The sequence below is a fragment of the Streptomyces sp. NPDC048484 genome (genome assembly GCF_040651415.1).
GTDB lineage: Bacteria > Actinomycetota > Actinomycetes > Streptomycetales > Streptomycetaceae > Streptomyces.
In genome coordinates, this window is sequence record NZ_JBEZJY010000025.1 from 95,369 (window position 1) to 116,595 (window position 21,227).

At 70.5% G+C, this 21,227-nt stretch carries 22 protein-coding genes; 9 read left to right on the plus strand and 13 right to left on the minus strand.

The window, feature by feature from the left end:
* Nucleotides 1-5 precede the first annotated feature (5 nt).
* Nucleotides 6-584, minus strand: a complete 579-nt coding sequence (locus tag AB0D14_RS25205; protein ID WP_362782873.1) for a TetR/AcrR family transcriptional regulator — start codon at nt 582-584, stop codon at nt 6-8.
* An 89-nt stretch (nt 585-673) separates the two neighbouring features.
* Here AB0D14_RS25205 and AB0D14_RS25210 point away from each other — a divergent pair, with 89 nt between their 5' ends.
* Nucleotides 674-1,120, plus strand: coding sequence for a DUF1772 domain-containing protein (locus tag AB0D14_RS25210; protein WP_362782875.1), 447 nt, complete (start codon nt 674-676; stop codon nt 1,118-1,120).
* Here AB0D14_RS25210 and AB0D14_RS25215 read toward each other — a convergent pair.
* The 3 genes from AB0D14_RS25215 to AB0D14_RS25225 are packed head-to-tail and all read right to left on the minus strand — an operon-like array spanning nt 1,077 to nt 2,761.
* Nucleotides 1,077-1,340 carry a hypothetical protein gene (locus AB0D14_RS25215; RefSeq protein WP_362782878.1) on the minus strand — a complete coding sequence of 88 codons (264 nt, stop codon included), beginning with the start codon at nt 1,338-1,340 and terminating at the stop codon, nt 1,077-1,079. The two genes, AB0D14_RS25210 and AB0D14_RS25215, sit on opposite strands and share 44 nt — an antisense overlap.
* Before the next feature lie 33 nt (nt 1,341-1,373).
* Nucleotides 1,374-2,255: an SDR family NAD(P)-dependent oxidoreductase gene (locus AB0D14_RS25220; protein ID WP_362782881.1), complete on the minus strand. Its 882-nt coding sequence runs from the start codon at nt 2,253-2,255 to the stop codon at nt 1,374-1,376.
* Nucleotides 2,252-2,761 (minus strand): MarR family transcriptional regulator, encoded by a 510-nt coding sequence (locus AB0D14_RS25225; RefSeq protein ID WP_362782884.1) that lies wholly within the window; start codon nt 2,759-2,761, stop codon nt 2,252-2,254. The genes AB0D14_RS25220 and AB0D14_RS25225 overlap by 4 nt, the downstream gene beginning before the upstream one ends.
* A 199-nt stretch (nt 2,762-2,960) precedes the next feature.
* Between AB0D14_RS25225 and AB0D14_RS25230 the strand changes: the two genes are divergently transcribed.
* Both AB0D14_RS25230 and AB0D14_RS25235 read left to right on the plus strand, forming a co-directional pair.
* On the plus strand, nt 2,961-3,545 hold the full coding sequence (locus tag AB0D14_RS25230) for a TetR/AcrR family transcriptional regulator (RefSeq protein ID WP_362782887.1): 585 nt from the start codon (nt 2,961-2,963) through the stop codon (nt 3,543-3,545).
* Nucleotides 3,546-3,907: 362 nt separating this feature from the next.
* Nucleotides 3,908-4,666: an SDR family oxidoreductase gene (locus tag AB0D14_RS25235; protein WP_362782890.1), complete on the plus strand. Its 759-nt coding sequence runs from the start codon at nt 3,908-3,910 to the stop codon at nt 4,664-4,666.
* Between the two features lie 146 nt (nt 4,667-4,812).
* On the opposite strand, the gene AB0D14_RS25240 is transcribed toward AB0D14_RS25235, so the two are convergent.
* Nucleotides 4,813-5,319, minus strand: a complete 507-nt coding sequence (locus tag AB0D14_RS25240) for a hypothetical protein (RefSeq protein ID WP_362782893.1) — start codon at nt 5,317-5,319, stop codon at nt 4,813-4,815.
* Nucleotides 5,316-7,049 (minus strand): PHP domain-containing protein, encoded by a 1,734-nt coding sequence (locus tag AB0D14_RS25245; RefSeq protein WP_362782895.1) that lies wholly within the window; start codon nt 7,047-7,049, stop codon nt 5,316-5,318. The genes AB0D14_RS25240 and AB0D14_RS25245 overlap by 4 nt, the downstream gene beginning before the upstream one ends.
* A 215-nt stretch (nt 7,050-7,264) precedes the next feature.
* On the opposite strand from AB0D14_RS25245, the gene AB0D14_RS25250 reads away from it, so the two are divergent.
* Both AB0D14_RS25250 and AB0D14_RS25255 read left to right on the plus strand, forming a co-directional pair.
* Nucleotides 7,265-8,596, plus strand: a complete 1,332-nt coding sequence (locus tag AB0D14_RS25250; protein WP_362782898.1) for a jacalin-like lectin — start codon at nt 7,265-7,267, stop codon at nt 8,594-8,596.
* A gap of 72 nt (nt 8,597-8,668) precedes the next feature.
* Complete coding sequence (locus AB0D14_RS25255) at nt 8,669-9,250, plus strand: TetR-like C-terminal domain-containing protein (RefSeq protein WP_362782901.1); 582 nt, start codon at nt 8,669-8,671, stop codon at nt 9,248-9,250.
* A 57-nt stretch (nt 9,251-9,307) separates the two neighbouring features.
* On the opposite strand, the gene AB0D14_RS25260 is transcribed toward AB0D14_RS25255, so the two are convergent.
* The 6 genes from AB0D14_RS25260 to AB0D14_RS25285 form a co-directional block, all read right to left on the minus strand.
* Nucleotides 9,308-10,492 carry an oxygenase MpaB family protein gene (locus tag AB0D14_RS25260; RefSeq protein ID WP_362782903.1) on the minus strand — a complete coding sequence of 395 codons (1,185 nt, stop codon included), beginning with the start codon at nt 10,490-10,492 and terminating at the stop codon, nt 9,308-9,310.
* A 138-nt stretch (nt 10,493-10,630) separates the two neighbouring features.
* Nucleotides 10,631-11,749 (minus strand): polyprenyl synthetase family protein, encoded by a 1,119-nt coding sequence (locus AB0D14_RS25265; protein ID WP_362782906.1) that lies wholly within the window; start codon nt 11,747-11,749, stop codon nt 10,631-10,633.
* Nucleotides 11,742-12,104, minus strand: coding sequence for a hypothetical protein (locus AB0D14_RS25270; protein ID WP_362782909.1), 363 nt, complete (start codon nt 12,102-12,104; stop codon nt 11,742-11,744). The genes AB0D14_RS25265 and AB0D14_RS25270 overlap by 8 nt, the downstream gene beginning before the upstream one ends.
* Before the next feature lie 183 nt (nt 12,105-12,287).
* On the minus strand, nt 12,288-12,914 hold the full coding sequence (locus AB0D14_RS25275; RefSeq protein WP_362782911.1) for a PepSY domain-containing protein: 627 nt from the start codon (nt 12,912-12,914) through the stop codon (nt 12,288-12,290).
* Nucleotides 12,915-12,948: 34 nt separating this feature from the next.
* A complete protein-coding gene (locus tag AB0D14_RS25280; RefSeq protein ID WP_362782914.1) occupies nt 12,949-15,378 on the minus strand; it encodes an FtsX-like permease family protein in 2,430 nt (809 codons plus the stop codon).
* Nucleotides 15,375-16,112, minus strand: coding sequence for an ABC transporter ATP-binding protein (locus AB0D14_RS25285; protein WP_362782917.1), 738 nt, complete (start codon nt 16,110-16,112; stop codon nt 15,375-15,377). Before AB0D14_RS25285 ends, AB0D14_RS25280 begins: the two co-directional genes overlap by 4 nt.
* A gap of 160 nt (nt 16,113-16,272) precedes the next feature.
* Here AB0D14_RS25285 and AB0D14_RS25290 point away from each other — a divergent pair, with 160 nt between their 5' ends.
* From AB0D14_RS25290 to AB0D14_RS25305, 4 genes are all read left to right on the plus strand, one after another.
* Nucleotides 16,273-17,709: a histidine kinase gene (locus AB0D14_RS25290; protein ID WP_362782920.1), complete on the plus strand. Its 1,437-nt coding sequence runs from the start codon at nt 16,273-16,275 to the stop codon at nt 17,707-17,709.
* The gene (locus AB0D14_RS25295) at nt 17,706-18,440 is read left to right on the plus strand and encodes a response regulator transcription factor (RefSeq protein ID WP_362782923.1); all 735 of its coding nucleotides are present in this window, start codon (nt 17,706-17,708) and stop codon (nt 18,438-18,440) included. Before AB0D14_RS25290 ends, AB0D14_RS25295 begins: the two co-directional genes overlap by 4 nt.
* 173 nt (nt 18,441-18,613) lie before the next feature.
* Nucleotides 18,614-20,032, plus strand: a complete 1,419-nt coding sequence (locus tag AB0D14_RS25300) for a hypothetical protein (RefSeq protein WP_362782926.1) — start codon at nt 18,614-18,616, stop codon at nt 20,030-20,032.
* A 16-nt stretch (nt 20,033-20,048) separates the two neighbouring features.
* The gene (locus tag AB0D14_RS25305) at nt 20,049-20,774 is read left to right on the plus strand and encodes a hypothetical protein (protein WP_362782929.1); all 726 of its coding nucleotides are present in this window, start codon (nt 20,049-20,051) and stop codon (nt 20,772-20,774) included.
* A gap of 6 nt (nt 20,775-20,780) precedes the next feature.
* Here the strand turns inward: AB0D14_RS25305 and AB0D14_RS25310 are convergent, their stop codons facing one another.
* Nucleotides 20,781-21,206, minus strand: a complete 426-nt coding sequence (locus tag AB0D14_RS25310) for an NUDIX hydrolase (protein WP_362782932.1) — start codon at nt 21,204-21,206, stop codon at nt 20,781-20,783.
* Nucleotides 21,207-21,227 lie beyond the last annotated feature (21 nt).

Genomic DNA, 21,227 nt, shown 5'->3' on the forward strand with positions numbered 1-21,227 from the left:
GTGTGTCAGACCATGGCGAGCCGGTCCACCAGCAGCTCCACCCTGCGCTCGGCGTACTCCGGTGGCAGCCGGCCCGACCGGGTCAGGGTCGCGAGGCCGTGCAGGGACGCCCAGAACACCTCGGTGAAAACGCCGGGGTGGACGCCGCCCCCGGCGACCTCTTCGAGACTCTCCAGCAGGGCGGCGAAGGCGTCCTTCAGCAGTTCGGGGGTGTCCTCCTGCGCGAATGCCAGGCCGCCGTCGAGCTGGAACAGCGCGTCGTAGACCGCCGGGTTGCTCGCGGCAAAGTCGAGGTAGGCGTGGGCAAGGGCGGTGACACGGGCGCGCGGGTCGTCCACGGCGGAGGTCGCGGCCCGCAGCGCTGCGGCCATCTCGGCGGCTCCCTCGAGGGCGACGGCGCCGATGATCTCGCGCTTGCCGCGGAAGTGGCTGTAGAGGACGGGTTGGCTGTACTCGATGCGCTCGGCGAGCCGACGCGTGGTGACCGAGTCCCATCCCTGCTGCTCGGCGAGTTCGCGAGCCGTCGCCACGATGAGGCGCTCGCGGACCGCCCGTTCGCGCTCCTTGCGTTCCTGAACCGACATGATTCGATGCTAGCACCGCTAGACAAGGGAGCGGCGGCAGTATTAGCGTTGCCTCGTAAGCTAGCAACGCTAGAAACGGGAGGATCAGCATGCTCAGCGCACTCCAGGTCATCACCACCGTGGTCGTCGGCGTGATGGTGGGGGTGGAGTTCTCCGTCCCCTTCTTCACCAACCCGATGATCAACGCACTCCCCGAGGACGCCGGCCAACTCGCCCGCGCCGACGGGGGCCGGAGGGGCGGCGCCGTAATGCCGATCTGGTACATCGGCTCACTCGTCCTCGTCGCGGTCTGGGCCATCGCCGGATGGCACCACGACGGCACCGGCCTCGTCGTCACCGCCGGCGCGCTGCTGATCGTGAGCGTGATCATGTCGATCCTGCTGCTCGTCCCGATCAACAACCGGGTCAAGACGTGGACCCCCGAGAACCGGCCCGAGGACTGGAAGGAGCAGATGACGCGTTGGGACCGCTGGCACTACGTCCGCGTCGCCGTCATCGTCGCCGCCTTCGCCCTGCTGGTCGCCGCCCTCGCCTGAGCCCGCGGGCCGAGACCGCGCCGGTGGCGCACGATCCCCACTCCCCGGGCGCCAGCGGGTAGAGCTCGGCGTGGTGGTCCACGGGGCGTCCCCCGCAGTCGTCCGAGTCGCGGTCGGTGATGTACGACAGGACGTAGGTGGCCGTCAGGCAGTACGCGCAGGACTCGACGACGCGCAGGGCGATGATGCGCAGGATGTTGCGCCAGTCGTCGCGCAGCACGGTCAGGGGCGGGTTGTTGACCGTCTCGCCGCTCTACCTCGTGAAGGGCTCCACTCCGAGGAGAGCTGCGGTCTTGGTGTAGACGGTGCGGGCGAGAGCGTCGTTCAGGGCCAGGCGCGAAGGGGTGTCCGGCTGAGATCCGCTGAAGAAGCCGCCGCTGGGGCGCGGTGCGGGCGAGGTACTGGCGAGCCAGACCGGGGTCTGCACACCTTCGTCCGGAGTGATGGCGAACGGACGGAACAGTGGGGCGGTCAGCCGCATCACGCCGCCGGCGTTGCTGTGCATCGCGGTGCCCTTGACCATGCCGGGATTGGCGTTGAAGAGGCTCATGCCGTCGGGCAGGCGGTGTGCGAGTTCTCGCGCGGCCAGGAGGCTGACGAGCTTGCTCGTCGCGTAGACGTTCATCTGGTGGTAGAAGCGCTTGTTCCACGATGTTCCCGCGACATCCGGATTGGCGGCGTTGAGCTTGCCGCGCTTCTCCACGAACGAGGACATGTTGATGATCCGCGCTTCGGGGGTGAGGGCTCCTTCGGCCAGGAGGGCGTGGGTGAGCAGGAACGGGGCGTGGTGATTGAGCGCGTAGGTGCGTTCCACACCATCCGGCGTCTGCTCGTACCGGGGGAACGCCGCCCCCGCGTTGTTGATGAGGACGCCCACCGGGTGGTTGTCGGAGGCCAGTTCCGCTGCCAGCGCCCGTACCTGCGACCACTGTTCCAGGTCAGCGGTGTACGTCTTCGGCGGTGCCGCGTCACTGCCCGCAGGGGACAGACCGCGCAGGCTGTCGGCGGCGGCCCGGGTGCGTGTCGCGTCCCGGCCGACGAGGACGACGTTCTGACCGGCCTTGATCAGGTGACGTGCCGTCACCAGACCCAGGCCGGAGGCTCCGCCCGTGATGACCGCGGTCTTGTTGATCATTGCTGTTCCTTTTTCACGGAGTCCTTGGCCTTCGTGGAGTCCTCGACTTGCACGGAGTCCTCCACGCCGGTGGCCTCACCATCCGGGCGGCGGCCGTCGATCGCCTCGCGGAGGAGCGTGTGCAGGCGCAGCCTGCTCTCGTGGTCGAGGTGCGCGAAGGGCGAGTGCTCGGTGGTGTGCTGGATGACGCGATCGCGCAGCGCGCATCCCTCGGCGGTGAGCTGAATGACTTTCACGCGACGGTCGGTGGGGTGGGCCACACGCCGGACCAGGCCGCGCTTCTCCAGCCGGTCGATCATCGACGTGGCGGTGGAGGCATCGCACTGCAGGAGGTCCGCCAGACGGCGCGCGGTCATCTCCTGCCCACGGCTCAGCCTCCACAGCGCATCGGTCTGAGTGTCAGTCAGCCCCGCTTCCCGGGCCAGCTCCTTGAGCTCGCCATGCACCTGGGTGCGGATCGCGAACAGGGAGTCATGAAGTTCTTCGGTCAGCTGCCGATCATCCATGACCACCAAACTACATGGATAATCCAATCATTGGAAACTCCATGCACTTGCCCCCCGAGGCTGCGATCCGCCTGACATCGGGACCTCCACCCCCACGACTTCGTACACTCGCCGCCGTTCGCGTCGGCGACACTCTCGTCGCCCCGAAACCGGACCGGTTATTTGACCGAACGTTCTAGATGCACCTAAGGTCTTCGACGTGGCCAGGACCAAGGAATTCGATCCGGACGCCGTGCTGCAGTCGGCCCTTGAGCTGTTCTGGCGGCGCGGCTACGAAGCGACGTCGGTGACGGACCTCATCGAGCACCTCGGCATCGGCCGCGCCAGCATCTACGCGACCTTTGGCAGCAAGCATGATCTGTACCTGAAGGCCATGGACCGGTACGCCGAGATGCGCGACCCGTTCCTCCTGGCCGAGCTGTCCCAGCCGGGCCCCGCACTGCCTACGGTGCGGGCGGTGGTGCGCCGCTTCGCCGCGGAGGCCGCCTCCCCGGAAGGGCGGCTGAACGGCTGCTTCGTCACCAACACCGCAGCCGAGTTGGCCCCGCACGACCCTGCGGCGGCCCGCCGGGTCGAGATCAGCTGGGAGCACATCGAGACCCCACTGCACTCCGCGCTCATTCGGGCCCAGGCCCAGGGCGAGCTTCCCGAGGACCGCGATCCGCGCGCGCTGGCCCGCATGCTGCTCGTCCTGCTGCAGGGCGTACGGATCGTCGGCAAGGCGTCGAACGATCCCGCCCGGGTGCGCGACGCGGCCGAGCAGGCCCTGGCCCTGCTGGACTGAATCACACCCACCGGAGCCACAGGGCTCCCTTCAGCGCGCCCAGATAATAGACCGATCAGTCAAATATCAGGAGGCGACATGACTGCCACAGACGCCGCCATCGTCGCCCGCGTCGCCACCACCCGGCACCACCCACCCGGCACCGATGCGCCTTCGTCCTCCTCGGCAGCGTCCAGACCACGCCGATCTTCACGCTCGCCGCGATCGCCGTACCGCTGCCGGCATCGGGCCTGGCGGCAGGCCCGCTCATCGGCCGGTACGGGCCGGAGCCGTCACGGCCGCCGGGCTGGGCACGGGCGCGGCCGGGCTCGCCCTCCTGAACCACCGCACCAAGTAATCCATCACTCAAGGGAGTCACCGAAATGAACCGCTTCACCGGCAAGACCGTCCTCGTCACCGGCGCAGGCTCCGGCCTCGGCCGCGCGATCGCGCTCGCCTTCGCCGCCGAGGGCGCATCCGTGGTCGCCGCGGGACGCACCGCGGACTCCCTGGACGAAACGGTCGGCCTCATCGAGGCCGCCGACGGCACGGCCGTCTCCGTCACCGCCGATGTCACCGACTCCGGCCGCCTCCAGGACCTCGTACGCGAAAGTGTCACCCACTTCGGCGGACTGGACATCGCGGTCAACAACGCCGGGATACTCCGCGGCACCGTACCCGTCGGCGACGTGAGCGAGGAGGACTGGGACGCGGTGCTGCGAACCAACGTCACCGGCGTCTGGCTGGCCATGAAACACGAGATCGCGCACATGAAGGAGAACGGCGGCGGCGCCATCATCAATATTTCCTCCAACCTGGGCGCACACCTGCGGATCCCGAACATCGCCGCGTACATCACCTCGAAGGCAGCGGTCTCCGCGCTGACCCGCGCCGCCGCTCTCGACCACATCCACCAGGGCATCCGCATCAACGCGGTCAGCCCCGGCGCCTCCGCCGCTCCCATGTCGCTGCGGCCCGGCGAGACCGAGGCCGACCGTGCCGAGCGGATCAAGACAGAAAACCCGCTCGGCCGGGTCGCGGAGGCCGAAGAAGTGGCGGCCGGGGTGCTCTACCTCGCCTCGCCCGCGGCCGGCGCGGTAGTAGGCACCGACCTGGTCATCGACAGTGGATCCTCGGCCTGACTGCTCGCAGGCTTCGGCGACACCCTCCCTGGCAAGGAACTCCGCCACGACTGGCTGGAACGCAAGCCACCTCCCGACCGGAACAGCCGCACCGTGGTGCCGGCTCACCCCTCCCCCGGCGCCCTGGGCCAACCTCGCCGGGCCAGTCAGTGGTCCGCGCAGCACGGCGTAGGGTCCGGTACCTCGAACGGGACCAGCACACCACCCACGGCCGGCATCAGGGTCAGGACCAGCGCGCCGTCCTGCCACTGCGGACGTACGTGATCCCTCGTCACCACGGCCTGCTCCGGCGGGGGTTCGCCGGGCGCGCCCAGCACTACGACCCGGCTGATCGCGGAGCGGGACCGCAGCTCCGCGACCGTGACCGTGCCGGTCAGTTCGGCCGCCCCCGGGTACACGACGGCCCGGCCCACCTCGTCGGGTGCGCCGGCCGTCACCTCGTACCCCTTGGCCGCAAGGCGTCGTGCGGTCTCCTCGGAGGTCGTCGCGAAGGACAGTACGACTCGCGGCCGCTCTCCGCGCACCAGGTGCGTGCAGCCGAACGTGCCCTCAGGGGCGGCGAGTTCGGCTGCCAGCGACAGCAGCAGGTGGTCGGCCGCGCGCAGCTCACGCACGTAGGCGTCGACCGTGCTGACGTAGGGCGGGTGGTTCACGCGGGCAGGACCCACACCGGGTTCGAGTAGAACCACAGGTCCTTCCACGGGTCGGCGTCACCGACGACGTCGATGGCGGGGCCCGCTGGGTCGACCGCCGCACCCCGCGCGCCGACGGCGGACCGGTTGCCGTCGGAGCCGCGCAAGCGGAGGTACAGCGGGCCGTCGACGCGACCGAGGGAGTACGTGATCCGGGCCGTGCCGCTGGACTTGTCGACCTCGTACGACTTAACGACCTTCGTGGTCGGCGCGGTGAGCGTGTCCTTGTCGGCGGCCGGGCCGGTGACATCGCCCTGGATGACGTCCACGCGGGCCAACTTGGGGACGAAGCCCGCCCAGTTGGCGTCCTGGGCGAGTGCGATGTCCACGGTCAGCGTGACGTTCGTGCCCTTCTTGACGTGCAGCGCGCCGCCGAGCGTGGCCCAGCGACTGCCGCCGGAGACCCGGACATCGAGGCCGCTGATGAGCTGACCGTGGTCGACCCACACGCGCCCGGCGCGGATGCCGTCCATCACGGCGGCGTACGAGAAGTCCCCGGCGCCGACGTGGGTCCTGCTGTACTGGCCGGGCCAGAAGTCGCCCTGGGTGATGTCGATCCGACCGTTGTACACCGGGTCCTGGTACCGGCCGTCGGTGTTGAAGTCGCCGCCGCCACGCGCGGCGGTGTCCGCGTAGACCTGGTGCGAGTCGGAGTTGGCGCTGATCCACCAGGCCTTGCCCTCGGCGAGCAGGCTGTCCCAGAGGCCGCCGACCGTGGCGGTCATCCAGTCGAAGCCGCCCCAGGTGCGGTAACTCTCCGGCGGGTAGCCGGGGAAGGAGTTGGCGCTCGGGTTGTTGTCGTAGATGCCGCGCGCCCGGCCCATGCCGAGCGGCGCGGGGAGGCCGGCGGCCTGGTGGCCGGGGGCGCCCTCGAAGCCGACGGCTATCTGGTGGCTCGCGGAGGTCGCGTCGCGCCAGGCACGGATCTCGTGCGGCGAGTCGACACCGCGCCGCGCCGGATGGTTGGCGAGCATCAGTGCGTCCTTGACCTTGCGGCGCTGGACCTGCTCGCCGAGGAACGCGAGACCCGCGACGGCGAGCGCCTCGTTGGCGGGCGTCGAGTCGGAGGCGTTCTTCACGCTGCCGTCGTAGTCGGTCTCGAACTGCTTGAGGACGGACACCTCGTTCTTGCCGGGGTGCACGAAGACCGTGCCGTGCTCGGCGCCCGGGATGTTCCATTCGAGACCCTGGAAGACGAGGGTGTCCTCGTACGCGTCGCGGGCCGCCCTGATGTCCGGGTTGACCTTGTCCACGCCGATCTTGGCGTGCGCCACGCTGCCGTGGTCCGTGATGACCAGCCAGTCCATGCCGTGCCTGGCGCCCTGCCGGACCTGGTCGACGACGCGGTACTTGCCGTCGCTGCTGTACTGCGTGTGGATGTGGTGGTCACCGGCCAGCCAGAGGAAACCCTTGCCCTTGCGGCCGCCGGACGAGGTCCGGGCGCCGGCCGGCGTCTGTGCGGCGGCCGTCCCGCTCGCCACCGCGCCGAACGCTCCCACCGTGGCCAGACCCGCGCCGAGCAGGCCCGCGCGGCGCAGCATGGAACGGCGCGACTGCTGCTCGGGGGTCAGGGCCTCGTCGGGTACGGAGGTGTCGAAGGCCGCGGGGAGCGGGGCGCCGTCGTGGTCATGGCCGTGGTCGTGACCGTGGTGGTGTCCATGCCCATGCCCATGACTGTGTCCGTGCCCCATGTCGGCCTCCTGTTGTCCGGCGCCGCCGGTGCGGTCGCGCGCTATGGAGACTCGATGTGAGACATGAACGCCGGACAACGCGGGAGTGATCTCCGGGCGACTCCGGCACGGCGGCTCGCCTCTGCTTCCACTGTTCCCCCAACTGTCCCTGTAGACCAGACTGGTTGACTTCCTCATCATGTCGTTTTCTCTGCTGCCTGGAGGCATCCCCCACCATGAGAAGACTCATCGGCACCCTGATGGCCGGCGCGCTGGCCCTCGCCGGGCTCACCAGCTCCGCCACGGCCCCCGCTCAAGCGGCTGCCGCCGCCCCCACCTCCGGCACCTTCAACGTCCTCACGTACAACGTCGCGGGTCTCCCCGAGGGGCTGAGCTCCGGCAACCCGGCGACGAACACTCCGCTGATCTCCCCGCGGCTCGGCGCGTACGACATCGTGAACGCCCAGGAGGACTTCAACTACCACGCGGCGCTGTACGCGGGCGACGACCACCCGTACCGTACGGCGACCAGCGGCGGTGTGCCCTTCGGCGACGGCCTGAACACCCTTTCGGACTACGCCTTCGAGGACTTCGAGCGGGTGCGGTGGAACGACTGCACCGGCACCAACTGCCTTACGCCGAAGGGTTTTTCGCTGGCCCGGGTCCGGCTCGCGGAGGGCGTCTTCGTCGACCTCTACAACGTACACACGAACGCCGACGACACGGACGACGCCCTCGCCGCCCGGCGCGCCAACGTCGAGCAGCTCTCGGACTTCGTCCAGGCGAACTCGGCGGGCAACGCGGTGATCGTCATGGGTGACACCAACACCCGTTACACACGCGCGGGCGACAACATCCGCACCCTCGCGAGCGAGAACGGCCTGACCGACGCATGGGTCCAGCTGGTCCGCGGCGGGAGCGCCCCTGCGCAGGGCAGCGACGCGATCGTCTGTCCCACCACGGCGCCGACGAACTCCTGCGAGGTGGTCGACAAGATCCTCTACCGCGGCAGCGACCTGGTGAACCTCTCGGCCACCCGGTACGCCAACGAGTGGGCCAAGTTCCTGGACTCGGCCGGCGGCAACCTCTCCGACCACTTCCCGCACACCGTCGACTTCTCCTGGGCCCTGCCCTCGAAGCTCCGGGCGAGCGACGTCATCGGCGGCCCGCACGGCACGGCCTTCAACGACGCGGACGACCTCCCGGCCACGCCCTCGCCCCGCACGCTGACGCTCCGCGGCGGCTCCCGCCTGGACGCGGTGTCGCTGACACTCGACGGCGGTACGTCCCTGACCCACGGCGGTACGGGAGGCACGGCCGCCTCCCTCACCCTCGCCACAGGCGAACACCTCACCTCGGTGAAGCTCACGCAGGGCCAGAAGGACGGCCGGACGCGGATCTTCTCGGCGGCTTTCACCACGGACAAGTCCCGCACGCTGTCGTCCGGTTCGGCCACGTCGGACGCCGTGACCTATACGGCCCCTGCGGGCTGGCAGATCGTCGGCTTCACCGGCCGCGCCGGCACGGAGATCGACAAACTGGGAGTGCTGTACGCGCCGGTCGACTGAGCCGAATGGCAGTCCGATCGGCCGATCCCGGCACGGATACCCTAGGGATCACCTAGGAAGGGATCTTTGATCATGGCCCGTGCCGGGCTCACGACCGACCGGGTCGTCGCGGCCGCCGCCGACCTCGCGGACGAGGTCGGCTTCGAGAACGTCTCGCTGTCCGCGCTGGCCAGACGGTTCGGGGTGAAGGACGCGAGCCTGTACTCGCATGTCAGGAACCTGCACGACCTGCGGACCAGGATCGCGTTCCTCGCGGGCGGCGAGATGATCGACGGGATCGCCGCGGCGGTGGCCGGACGCGCCGGCCGGGACGCCCTGGCCGCCTTCGCCGACGCCTACCGGGAGTACGCCCTGGAGCACCCCGGCCGGTACGCGGCCACCCAGACCCGCATCGACCAGAGCCTCGCGGCCACGGCACCCGCTTTCGCACGTACCGCCGAGGTCACGTACGGGATGCTGCGTGCGTACGGCCTCGCCGAACCCGACCTCACCGACGCGGTACGTCTGCTGCGCAGCACCTTTCACGGGTACTGCGCACTGGAGGCCACGGGCGCCTTCTCCGCATCCCGTGACGTACAGACATCCTGGACCCGGGCCGTCACCGCTCTGCACGTGACACTGGAACACTGGCCCCGCGACGAGAGCACCCCGTAGAGCGGAGCACCCCTCAAGGGGCCGCGGGCAACTGTGGCCCGGGCCCGTCGACGAGGGCTACGGCACGGCCGGCGTCGGAGCCGGGGGCACCCACCGATGGGTGCGCGCCGCCTGCGAGCGTACGCCGTACTCGCCTTTGAGCTCCTCCGGGATCGCGTACTGCATGACCCTCCCACGGGTGAGCGAGCTCAGTTCGAAGGTGGTGAGCAGGCTGCCCGCCTTGTCCAGGGCCCATTCACCGAGCGGGCCGCTGTCCTCCACGGACTCCAGCATGCCGAGCACGACGGGTACGGCCTTGGCGGCGGTGTCCCAGGGGCTGCGGGGAATCTGGAGCCAGTCGGCGATGGTGGGGCCGACGAGGAAGCGGATGGTTGCCGGGACGATGGGGTCGAAGAAGGTGCCGGGGACCACGTCCTCGTACATCCGCATCAGTTGGTTGTTCAGTCGGACGCCGTCCTCGGAGGGGCCGAGGTTGCGGGCGAGGTAGAGGTCGGCGAACGCGCGGGCCTCGGTCAGGTTGTCGGGGGCGGCCTCCATGTCGCAGCCGAGGATGGAACCGACGACCCGCCACGCGTAGTAGTAGGCCTCCGCTCCCTCGTCGCTCATGTGGATGCCGAGCCGGTGCATGGCGTCCAGGACGAGGATGGAGAAGCAGATCTGGCCGCCGATCATGTCCTCCTGGCAGAGCGGGACACCGTCCTTCTCGATGTCCCAGCGCCCTGTCTTGGTGAGGTGATGGCGTACGGCCGCGTGCAGCAGCCGGACCTTCTGGGCCGCCGGGATGAACTTGCTGCCCTCCTCGAAGGCGTTGGTCTGCATCAGGTACGTGACGAACTGGCCGGTGTTCGCCATCCGGCGTGACGGGTAGTCCATCGAGTGCGTCGAGGCCAGCAGCCTGGCGACACGCGGCACCGCGTAGGTGGCGGGCATCGCGGCGAAGGACAGTCCCGTGTTGATGTGCGCGGCGTTGTCCATGAAGAAGAGCCGGGCGCGCTCCATGATCTCCCAGTCCACCCACTTCGGCGGCATGCCCGTGGCCTCCAGGAACGAGACCGCCGACTTCGGCAGGCCTTCCGGGAGTTTGTGTCCCGCGGTACTGAAGAAACGCATGAGGGTGTTGAAGTCCTGTACCTCCCCGCGCTCGAACATGGCGGCAACGGTCTCGTCGGCGAGGGGGTCGCCCTGGTTGCGCAGCTCGTCGAGCGTCGCGTCGCAGTAGTGATTCCGGGTCTCGGTCGTCACGGCGTGCTCCTCTGGTCGGTGCGGTGACTGGTGCGGGGACTGGCATGGGGGTGAGGCGGGGGGGGTGGGGCGGGCCGGAGATGGGGCCGGAGCGAGGGCGGGAGCGAGGGCGGGAGCGAGGGCCGGAACGGAGCTGGTTCACAGCGTCCGGTCGGCCGCCGAGGAGGCCAACTCGACCAGCGCCGCGCGCGCTTCGAGCGGCAGCGCCACGGAATCCAGCGCGCCGCGGGCCGTCGACATCCGCTCCGAGATCATTTCCTCGATGCGCCGGCGTGCCCCGCACTCGTCCATCAGCTGCCGGACCAGTGCCGCCTCGGACTCGCCCAGTGCGGGGTTGTCGAGCGTCTTCTCCAGCAGTCGACGTGCGGTGGGGGTCAGCAGGGAGAGGGTCGTGGCGAGCAGCGCGGTGGGTTTGCGGTCCCGCAGGTCGTCCAGGTTCGACTTGCCGGTATCGGCGGGGTCGCCGAAGGTCCCGATCAGGTCGTCGCGGAGCTGGAAGGCCTCGCCGAGCGGCAGCCCGTACGCGGTGAAGGCCTCCATCACCTGCCGGGAAGCGCCGCCGAGGGTGGCACCCATGTGCAGGGGCCGCTCCACCGTGTACTTGGCGGTCTTGTAGCGGGCCACCTCCAGCGATTCCGCGACCTCGGGCGCGTCGCTGCCGGTGCGCAGTACCTCCAGGAACTCGCCCGCGACGGTCTCCCGCAGCAGGGTCGACCACAGGGGCACGGTCCGGGCCACGTACGCGCCCGGCAGCCCGCAGGTGGCGAAGACCTGGGCCGCGTAGCCCATCAGCAGGTCACCGAGCATCATGGCGAGCGCGGCGGACTTCTCCTGCCGTACGGGATCGTGCACTGCGGGATCGCGCCCTGCTGAGTCGTGCCGTACGGAATCGGGGTGCGGGTTTCCGGTCCCCCACCGGCGCGCGCCGCCCTCGGCGAAGGCGACGTGGGCGGTGGGCACTCCGTGCCGCAGGCGGCTGTCGTCGATGATGTCGTCGTGCGTGCAGGCAGCGGCGTGCACCAGCTCCATGGCGGCGGCCGCCCTGATCACCCCGTCGCAGTCCGGCTGGCCCGCGGCCCGCCAGCCCCAGTACAGGAAGGCGGCGCGTATCCGCTTGCCCCGGGTCAGTGAGCTGCGCAACTGCGCGCACAGCGGCGCGAGTTCAGCGGAGAGCCGCACCAGCTCGGCCTCCTCCTCGTCGGCCAGCCGGTGCAGGTACGCGTCGATGCGCCGCCGGAACGCCAGATCGTCATGCATGAGGCGGCACCGGCATTTCGGGCTGTGCGGCGTGCACGGTACGTACGTTCCGCTCGATGGACCGGCGGGCCATCAGCTCCAGGTAGTTCTCGCTCTCCGCGGCGGCGACCCGCTGCGACGCGAGCTCCCCGCGCACCTTCAGGTCATTCACCCCGTCCGCGACCAGTTCACGCAGATCGGAACGGTTCGCCGCACCCTGACCCCGGTCTGCCGCCTGACGTACCTGGTCGAGCGCGAGATCGACGGCCCCCAGCGCGAGCAGGCCGACATGTTCCAGGGTGACGAACGGATTCCAAGGTGTCTGCTGGGACTGCGATTGCGTCTGCTGGGTCTGGTCCTGCGGTTGTCCGGTCATGCCAGATGCCCCTCTGCCGGCGGGTCGTCAAGGAGCACCCAGTCAATCCACCGGCACCGCGGCTCTGTCCCCCTTTTGCTCCTCCGTCCCTCGTCAGAGAGGTGCGATTACTTCTCACGGGTGAGCTGTTCCCACTCGCTTCGTACGACACTGCAGGCGCCGCTGCCGCGGCGACACGGTGGGTCAGTCGCGGTCGACGTGGGTGCGGAGGATCTTGCCGTTGGTGGCGTCGACGTCGTAGGTGGTCTTGTTCCAGTCTTCGGTCGTGACGAGGTCCACGGACCAGATCGTGGTGTCGTCGTCGGTGTCGTCGTCGGTGTCGTCCAGTTCGACGGAGGTGACCGTGCCCTTCGTCTCCTCTGCTGTGGCCTTCTTGACCGCCTGCTGCGAAGAGATCTTCGCGTCCGAGAGCCGGTCGCTGAGCTTGCGTTTGTCGTCCGCGTCCTGGTCGGACTCCGTGCGGGACTGCACGACCTTGCCGGAGGCAGCGTCCACGTTCACCTCGTGCTCTGCGCCGTCCTTCTCGGCCACGGTGCTCTCCCACACGGCCTTCCCGGCGGCATCGCGCTTGAGTTCGATCTTGGTGAGCGTTCCGCCCGGCACCTCACCGGTCGCGATGCGCGCGGCCTCGCGGTAACCGGTCTTGTCGTCAGGGAGGAGCGCCTTGCGTTCGCGCTGGTCTTCAGTCAGCGCACCCGTCGAGGACGCCGAGGAGGGGGCGACCACGCCGGAGGCGGTGGCGGACACCGACTGCTTTTCACCGCTGTCACCGCCGTCACCGCATCCGGCGAGGAGCGGGGCGCACACCACCGCGGCGCATGCGAGACCCGTGACCCGGTGGTTCCTATTCGGTGTGCAGGGCCGTGGCGGTTCGGGCCCTGGCGGCCCAGCCGGCGGGCAGGAGCGCACCCAGGGCGGCGATGAGCAGGCCGCCGAGTGCGAGCGGGAGCAGTTCGGCCGCGTGGTAGACGGCGATGACGGAACCGGGGAGGCGGAGCCCCACGCTGTCGCCCATCGCGGGCAAGACCCAGCCGTGCAGGGCCACGCCGAGCGGCACGCCCAGCGCGCCCGCGACCAGTCCGGTCACGGCGACCGAGGTGAGAACCATCGCGACGGTCTGCCGGGGCGTCATGCCGAGCGCCTTGTGGACTCCGATCTCCCGGACGCGCTCGCGGGTGTCGAGCAGTACGCCGTTCAGCACGCCGAGCGCGGCGACGGCGACGAGCATCAGCGTGAGGGTCGCGGACAGTGCGTTGAGCGTGACGACCATGTCGCCGCCGGCGTCGAGTCCGCCGGCCCGAGCGGTGGCCCCCAGCGGTGCCAGGTCCCTGTTCAGCGTGTCGACGTAACCGGTGACGTCGGTGCCCGACGTGACCGCGATGTGATGGCTCGTGTCCGTCAGGTCGGGGTGTGCGCCCGTGAGGGTCGAGGCGTCAGTGAAGACCTGCATGCCGTCGTTACGGGGGTCGAGCACCTCGCCGACGATCCGTACCGTGACCGGTTCGGATAGGCCGTTCAGGGTGACGGTGTCGCCCATGTGGGTGCCGGTGGCGGCCAGGAAGGGGGTCGGGACCACGGCCTCGCCGGGCCTGTCGATCCAGCGGCCCGAGACCATCGTGTAGCCGCCCCAGGCCGCGTCGCCGGTGAAGGCGATCACGTCGACGGTGCCGGTCAGGCCGGACACGGTCGCCCGTACCGTCGCGGCGCTGTAGTACTTCCCGGTTCCGGTGGCGGCCTCGACGGCCGCGGCGACTGCGGCCGGATCGGCCTTGAGCCGCTTCTCCGGGCCAGGGTCTTGGGGGTCTTGAGCATCTTGAGGGTCTTGGGCGTTTTGGGAGCCTTGTGCGCCTTGAGGGTCCTGGGGGCCTTGGGGGCCTTGGGGGCCGAAGTCCGGCAAGGGGGCGGGCACGACGACATCGGCGACGTCGTGGGCCTTGGCCTTCATCACCTGGCCGAGCGAGGCGCTCATCCCCACGGTGAACGTGACGGCGATGGTGCCGAACAGGATCGCTGTGCCCATGGCCAGCGCGCGGGCGGGCCGGGCGAAGGGCCGGGCCAGGCCCAGGGCGACCGGCTGCGGCAACGGCAGCCGTCCGGCCAGGCGAGCCGCCCACCGGCCGCGCCCCGCCGAAGCGGTACGCCCGACGGCGAGCGCGTCGACCGTACGCAGCCGGCCGGCCCGCCAGGCACTCGCCCACGCGGTCGCCGCCACGAGGCCGAGCACCCCGGCGATCACTGCCAGGTCGACCCAGGGGGCGACGGCCAGGGACGAGGTGCCGTAGACCTCCCCCGCCTCGGCCAGTACGGGGACCGCGAGCAGGTGGCCGGCGAGGACACCGAGGGCAGTGCCGACGGCGGCCGGGATCAGCGCCTGGCCCACGTAGGCCCGCACCACCTGGGCCGGGGTGAAGCCGACGGCCTTGAGGATGCCGATGCGGCGCGTTCCCGTGCCGACGGCCGACGCGACGACGTTGCCGACGATGAGCACCGACATGACCAGGCCGAGGGCGCCGAACGCCATGAGGAACGGGACGTAGAGAGCGGTGTCGCGCTCGTCGGTCTTCTTGACGGTGAGCCACGGCTGTTCGCCGACGGCCGTTCCCCGCGGCAGGGATTCCGTCACGGCCTTGCCGCCCGCGGCGATCTGCGCGGCGGTGCCCGCGTCGGTGAAGCGGTAGAGCATCTGGTAACCGCCGCCGCGGGGCGCGGTGAGCGCCGGCATCTGGGACGGCACCACCCAGGCGTCAGCGGTCTGCGTGACCGATCGGGCCGCACCGACCACCGTGAGGGTCGGACCGCCGGACAGATCGGGGAAGGTGATCTTCATACCCATGGTCGGGAGAAGCGAGGAGTTGGCGGACAGTACGACCTCGCCGGAGCGCGTGGGCCACCGCCCGTCGAGCAGTGCCACCTCGTCCACGTCCCGGCCGGGATCGCCCCGGCCGACCACGCTCATCGGCCACCCGGAGCCCGGCCCGTCCGACCGTGGGACGACCGTCGCCGTACGGAACGGCCCGGCCGCACCGCTCACCCCTTCGGCCTTCTTGGACTTCGACAGCTGCCCGGCACTCACCTTGCCCGCGTCGAACTGCACGGACAGATGCGCGCCGTGCTGCTTGGCGAAGGCGTCGTCGAAGGGCGCGCCGGACAGCACGAGCAGCGATCCGCCGAGGACGGACGCGGCCACCGCCATCATCGTGGCGAGCCCGATCACCAGCGTCTGCACCCGGCGTCGTCTCACCCCCGAGTGCACCACCTTGCCGAGCGCGCTCATCGGACGGACTCCGAGGCGGCGGACCCCGAGGCGGCGGGCTCCGAGGCGACGGCCTGTGACCGGGTGTCTTCGGTGATCCGGCCGTCGGCGATCCTGACCGTACGGTTCGTGCAGGACCGGGCCAGAGCCATGTCGTGAGTGACCACGACGATGGTCTGACCCTCGGCGTTGAGGCCGCTGAGCAGCCTGCTGACGTCCTGTCCGGCGGCCGTGTCCAGGGCACCGGTCGGTTCGTCGGCCAGCAGCAGCGCCGGCCGGTTGATCAACGCCCGGGCCACCGCGACACGTTGCCGCTCGCCGCCGGACAGCCGCCCCGGGTAGGCGCCGGCGTGCCGGTCGATGCCCAGCAGTTCCAGGAGTTCCGCCGTCCGGCGGTCCGCCTCGCCACGTGCCATGCCCGCGAGCCGCGCGGGCAGAACGACATTGTCGGTGACGGTCAGATCGTCGAGCAGGTTGAAGAACTGGAAGATCATGCCGATCTTCGACCGCCGGTAGAGCGCCGATCCGGCTTCGCCCAGCTGGTCCACCCGCACCCCGGCCACGGTGACGGTCCCCGTGTCGGGCCGGTCCAGGCCCGCGATCAGATTGAGCAGCGTGGACTTGCCGCTGCCGGAAGGGCCGAGGATCGCGACGGCCTCACCGGGCTGCACGGTCAGCGACGCCTCGTGCAGAGCGGGCGGGCCGTCGTCGTATCGGCGGCTCACCTCGCGCAGTTCGATCACCGGCATGGTCATGAAAGGCTCCTCGGGTACGGGCAGTTGGCTGCGTGAACGCTAGGTGCGGGCCCGGCCCGCACGCGTCGCCCGCCCGGACCCCATGCGGTACCGCGCTGGGACGATCTTCGGAAACGTCATCCCTGCGATGTAGGCGTGTGATGTATCCGGTGCGGCGGGAATGACCACTGGGACGGACTCCCCGGACCCCCGCGGCGGCGACAATGAACCGGTGATCGACGTACGTACGACGCTGGAGCGGCTGCGGCAGGCCGCCCGCCTGACGGTCCGCGGCACCGGGCTGCTGAGCGGTCCACCGCTGCGGCCCACCCAGCGCGCCCGGCAGTTCGACACGCTGGTGGCACTGGCACTCGCCCTCACCACCGTCTACTACGGCATCGACAACGCCGGCAACGTCGTGGTGCGTGAGATCTCACCCGGCGTGGAGGTCCTCGCGCCACGCCCGTCCGGCCCCGGTGGCCTGGCCTTCATGGTGACCCTCGCGGTCATCGCCTCGGGTGCCCTGGCGCTGCGCCGTCGCTACCCGCTCGCCGTGCTGTGCGTCGTGACGGCCGCAGCACTGGCGACTCCGCAGAGCGTCTCGCGGCTGACCTTCTACGCGTACATCATCGCCGTCTACAGCGCCGCCGTGTACAGCCCGTACCGGCTGGCGACCCTGGCGGTGCTACCGGTGTCGGTCGTCCTGGTCGGCACCTCGGGGAACTCGGTGACCCCGATCGTCCCCAACCAATACATCGCCCTGCTGATCCTGGTCCCGATGGCCGTGGCCGCCGTCGGCCTGCGTACCTGGAAACTCCGAACCGACGAAGGCCGCACTCAACTCTCCGCCCTGGAACACGAGCAGGCCGAAGCGCTGCGCCGGGCCGTCGAGCACGAGCGGGCCAGGATCGCCCGCGAACTGCACGACGTCGTCACGCACAACGTCAGCGTGATGATCATCCAGGCGGGTGCCGCCCGCAAGATCATGAAAACCTCTCCCGAGCAGGCCGGCGAGGCGCTGCTCGCCGTCGAGGCGGGCGGGCGGGCAGCCATGACCGAGCTGCGCCACGTCATGGGGCTGCTCACCATGGCCGACGGAAGCGAGGAGAGTGAAAGGACGGACGGAGGTGCGGCGGGCCTGGCCGATACGGCGACGGCGCTGACCCCGCAACCCGGCCTGGACCAGCTGGAATCGCTGGTCGGACGGGTCCGCGACACCGGACTGTCCGTCGACCTGACCGTGACGGGACCGCCCCGCCCCCTCCCTCCCGGCCTCGAACTCGCCGCCTACCGCGTGGTCCAGGAAGCCCTGACCAACACCGTGAAGCACACGTCCGGCGCCTCCGCCTCCGTGACCGTCGAATACGGCCCGGAACGGCTCCGGGTGGAAGTCACCGACACCGGTGGACACCCGGGCGGGGGCCGGGTCGGGGGCGGGATCGGGGTCGGGGGCCGGATCGGGGTCGCCGGAAGCGGCCGGGGCCTGATCGGCCTTCGCGAACGCCTCGCCGTCCACGACGGAACCCTGAACACCGGCCGGCGCCTGACCGGCGGCTACCGTGTGGAGGCCCAGATCCCCTTGGGGGCATCGTTGGAGACATCGTTGGAGACACCGTGACCGAGCCGCTGCGGGTGCTCGTCGCCGATGACCAGACCCTGGTCCGCACCGGCTTCCGGTTGATCCTCGGCGCCGACGGCATCGACGTCGTCGCCGAGGCGACCAACGGAACCGAAGCAGTCGAGGCGGTCCGCCGTACCCGTCCCGACGTGGTCCTGATGGACGTCCGGATGCCCGAGATGGACGGCCTGGAGGCCACCCGCCGCATCCTCGCCGGTGCCCCCGACACACCCCGCGTCATCATCCTGACCACCTTCGACCTCGACCAATACGTCTACGCGGCACTGTCCGCCGGGGCCAGCGGCTTCCTCCTCAAGGACGTCACCCCCGAGCATCTGACCGCGGCCGTCCGCACGGTCCGTACCGGTGACGCTCTCCTCGCACCCGCCATCACCCGCCGCCTCGTGCAACGTTTTGCCGGCGCCGAACATCGGCACAGCGCCCAGCGCGGCAGCGACACCGCCGACCTCCACCGCGGTCTCGCCTCGCTCACCCCGCGCGAACTGGAGGTCCTCGGCCTGCTGGCCCGAGGACTGAGCAACGCCGAACTCGCCGGCCGCCTCCACCTGGCCGAGGCGACCGTCAAGACGCACGTCTCCCGCGTCCTCGCCAAGCTCGGACTCCGTGACCGTGTCCAGGCCGTCATCGTCGCGTACGAGACGGGGCTGGTCAGCGCCGGCGGACGCGAGGCCGACCAGCAGTCCGCCGACCGGTCCACCGACCGGACGTAGAGGTCCGGTCGCCCCACCGATTCCCGCCGATTCCCGCCGAGCAGGACGATCCCGTCCCCCGGCCGTGTGTGGCGGAAACACCCCCGCCCCTCCCCACCCCACACGCCCCGCGCACCACTTAGACTGGAAGCTTCGCCGGTGCCGCGTGCCGCCCTGGGGGGAGGGAATGGGCCTTGTCCCAACAGCAGTTACGACGCGGTCCGTCCAGGCCCGATCCCGAGCCGCATGTACCGCACGGACCACGGCCCGCGCGCCTCGTGCGCTGGCTGGGCGGATTCGGTGCCGCTGCCGCCGGCTACACGGTGTTCCAGTCACTGGTGGGCCTCCTGCCGGACAACATCGGCGGCCAGTCCGCGCGATACGCCATCGCCGGGGTGAGCGGGCTCGGCACGGCCGCGGCGGCCTGGCTGTCGGCGGCGCTGCTCCGAGCCCGGCGCGAGGGCAACTCTCCTGTGGGCAGCACGCGGTCACCTGCAGTCGGAACGCCACCGGCGGGCCCCCGACCGCTCCCTGACCTGTTCTCCGCCGCGTACGGCACCCTCGCCGACCAGATCTGCGTGGTCGACGACCCCGTGCGAGGGCTGCTCACCGGCTGGTCGCACTCCCTCGGCGAGAGCGGCCCCGGCCGGCCCACCTCCGTGGGCACCGCGTACGGCCTGCACATCATGCTCGACCTGGGGATGCCCGAAGGACGGATCGGCGCGGGCGACCTGGTGGACACGCTGTGGCGGCTGCGCCTCCCGGACGGCGGCTGGTCGGCGCGGTCGCAGGGCTCCCAGGCCCGCCCGGAGGTGACCGCGCACGTACTGGGCGCACTGGCCCGGGCAGGCGCTTCGCGGGAACGGCTCGCCGAGGAGGTGGCCCACTGCGAGGCGGGATTCACACCGGAACTCGACCGCACGGGCCGCGAGTTGACGCATGTCGTGACCACCGTGCTGCGCGGTCTGCTGCGCGCGGCGCCCGACTCGGCCGCGCTGCCGCTGCTGCGCGACCACCTCGTCGAGGGCGCGGTCACCGACCCCCGCCGCCGGCACCGCCGCTGCTGGGGATACCGGCTCACGCCCTTCCACGGCCCGCCGTCCCCGCTGCACACGGCTCAGGCAGTGGTCGCCCTGGACCGCGCGGCCCGCACCCTGGGCCATGAGAGCGGCAACGCGCGTGCGGCCCGCGAGGACGGTGTGCGCTGGCTGCTGGCCTGCCCGGACGCACCGCACGACGCCTGCCTGGACCTGTCCAGCCTCCGTGAGGAGATACGCAGGCCACGCACCGACGACCCGTCCCGCCACGAGGTCCTGAACGTCCGGCACTTCACGGCATCCTGGATCGTCCGCGCCCTGCTCACCCCCGGCGCCCGCGACGTCGTGCGCGAGGACGGCGCCGAGGAGGAGTGGCACGAGCGGCTGAACGGGGCGGCGAGCGCCGTGTGGGCCGGACAGACCGACGGCATATGGACCTGGGTGCGCGACGACACCAGTGAGTTGCGCCGCCCCATGTGGATGACCTACCAGGGCCTTTCGGCACTGCGGGCGCATGCCGTATGGACGTACCAACCGCCGTTCCACCAACCGTCGACCCATCAACCGAATGGCTGAGCCGGGAGGAACGTGCATGGGTGGCCGACAGGTCCTCGCGGCACGGCGGTTGCTGGCCGAGTCACTGGACGGCGAACTGCCCGAGCACGAACGGCTGTTGGCGGCCCGCTCGGTCGTGGCCGAACTCGGCTCCTGCGACCGTCTGTTGGAGCTGATGGCCGAACTGGCCGCCGGCGAAGGGGATCCGCACGGCTGCGCCCGGCTCTCGTACCGCCATGTACTCGGCTTCGACAAGCTCCTGCTCATCGACGGCGGCCCGCACCACATGCTGCGCGCCCATCTGTGGCATCCCGGGCGGGGCGCGATCGGCAAGGAGGACATCCACAACCACCGCTCCCCGCTCGCCTCCTCCGTCGTACGGGGGCGGCTGGCGATGGAGTTGTACGCGCCCCGCGGTGACGGCGGGATCGAGGCGGACCGCTACGAGGAGTCCCTGGCGGACGGTTCGGCCGACTGGCTGCTGGAGCCGACGGGCCCGGCCCGGCTGCATCTCACACAGGTCGCGGAGTACGCGGCGGGCAGCACCTACGCCCTGCCCGCGCACACCCTGCACCGGGCGTGGTGCAGCGCCACCGAGCCAACGGTGACGCTCTTCCTGGAGACGGGAAACGGTCGGCGGCAGCACACCGACGTGTTCACGGCGGCGGGGCCCCGTCCGGGGACCGTACCGAAGGTGCCGCTGGACGTGGACGACTACGTGAGCGAACTCGACGCGCTGGCGGAGTTGCTCAGAAGCCCGTGAGGGCCTTCAGACGTTCGTGAGGGCCTGGCGCACGATGTCCAGGTTGTACTCGTCGATGTCGACGGTGTGCAGTTCCGCCGGGCTCAGCCAGCAGTGGGCCTGGTCCGGCTCGGGGAGGGTGATGTGCAGGGAGAGCGGCCTGACCAGGAAGTTGTCCTGCCAGTTCTTGGTCTCTTGCCCGTGGTACTCGCTCATGAAGGACGATTCGCCGACCTTCCGGACGACCTCCCCGAGAAGCCCTGTTTCCTCCTTGAGCTCCCGCAGCACGCCGTCCTCGGAACGTTCAGCGGGCTCCAGCTTCCCGCAGGGCACGCCCCACACGCGGGGCAGGAACCTCTCGGTCTCACTGCGGCGCACCAGCAGGACGAGGCCCTTGCGCACCACGACGGCCGCAGCCAGCCGTTTGTTACCGGTGGTACTGAGGATGTCCATGATCCTTGGTCCCTCGCCGGT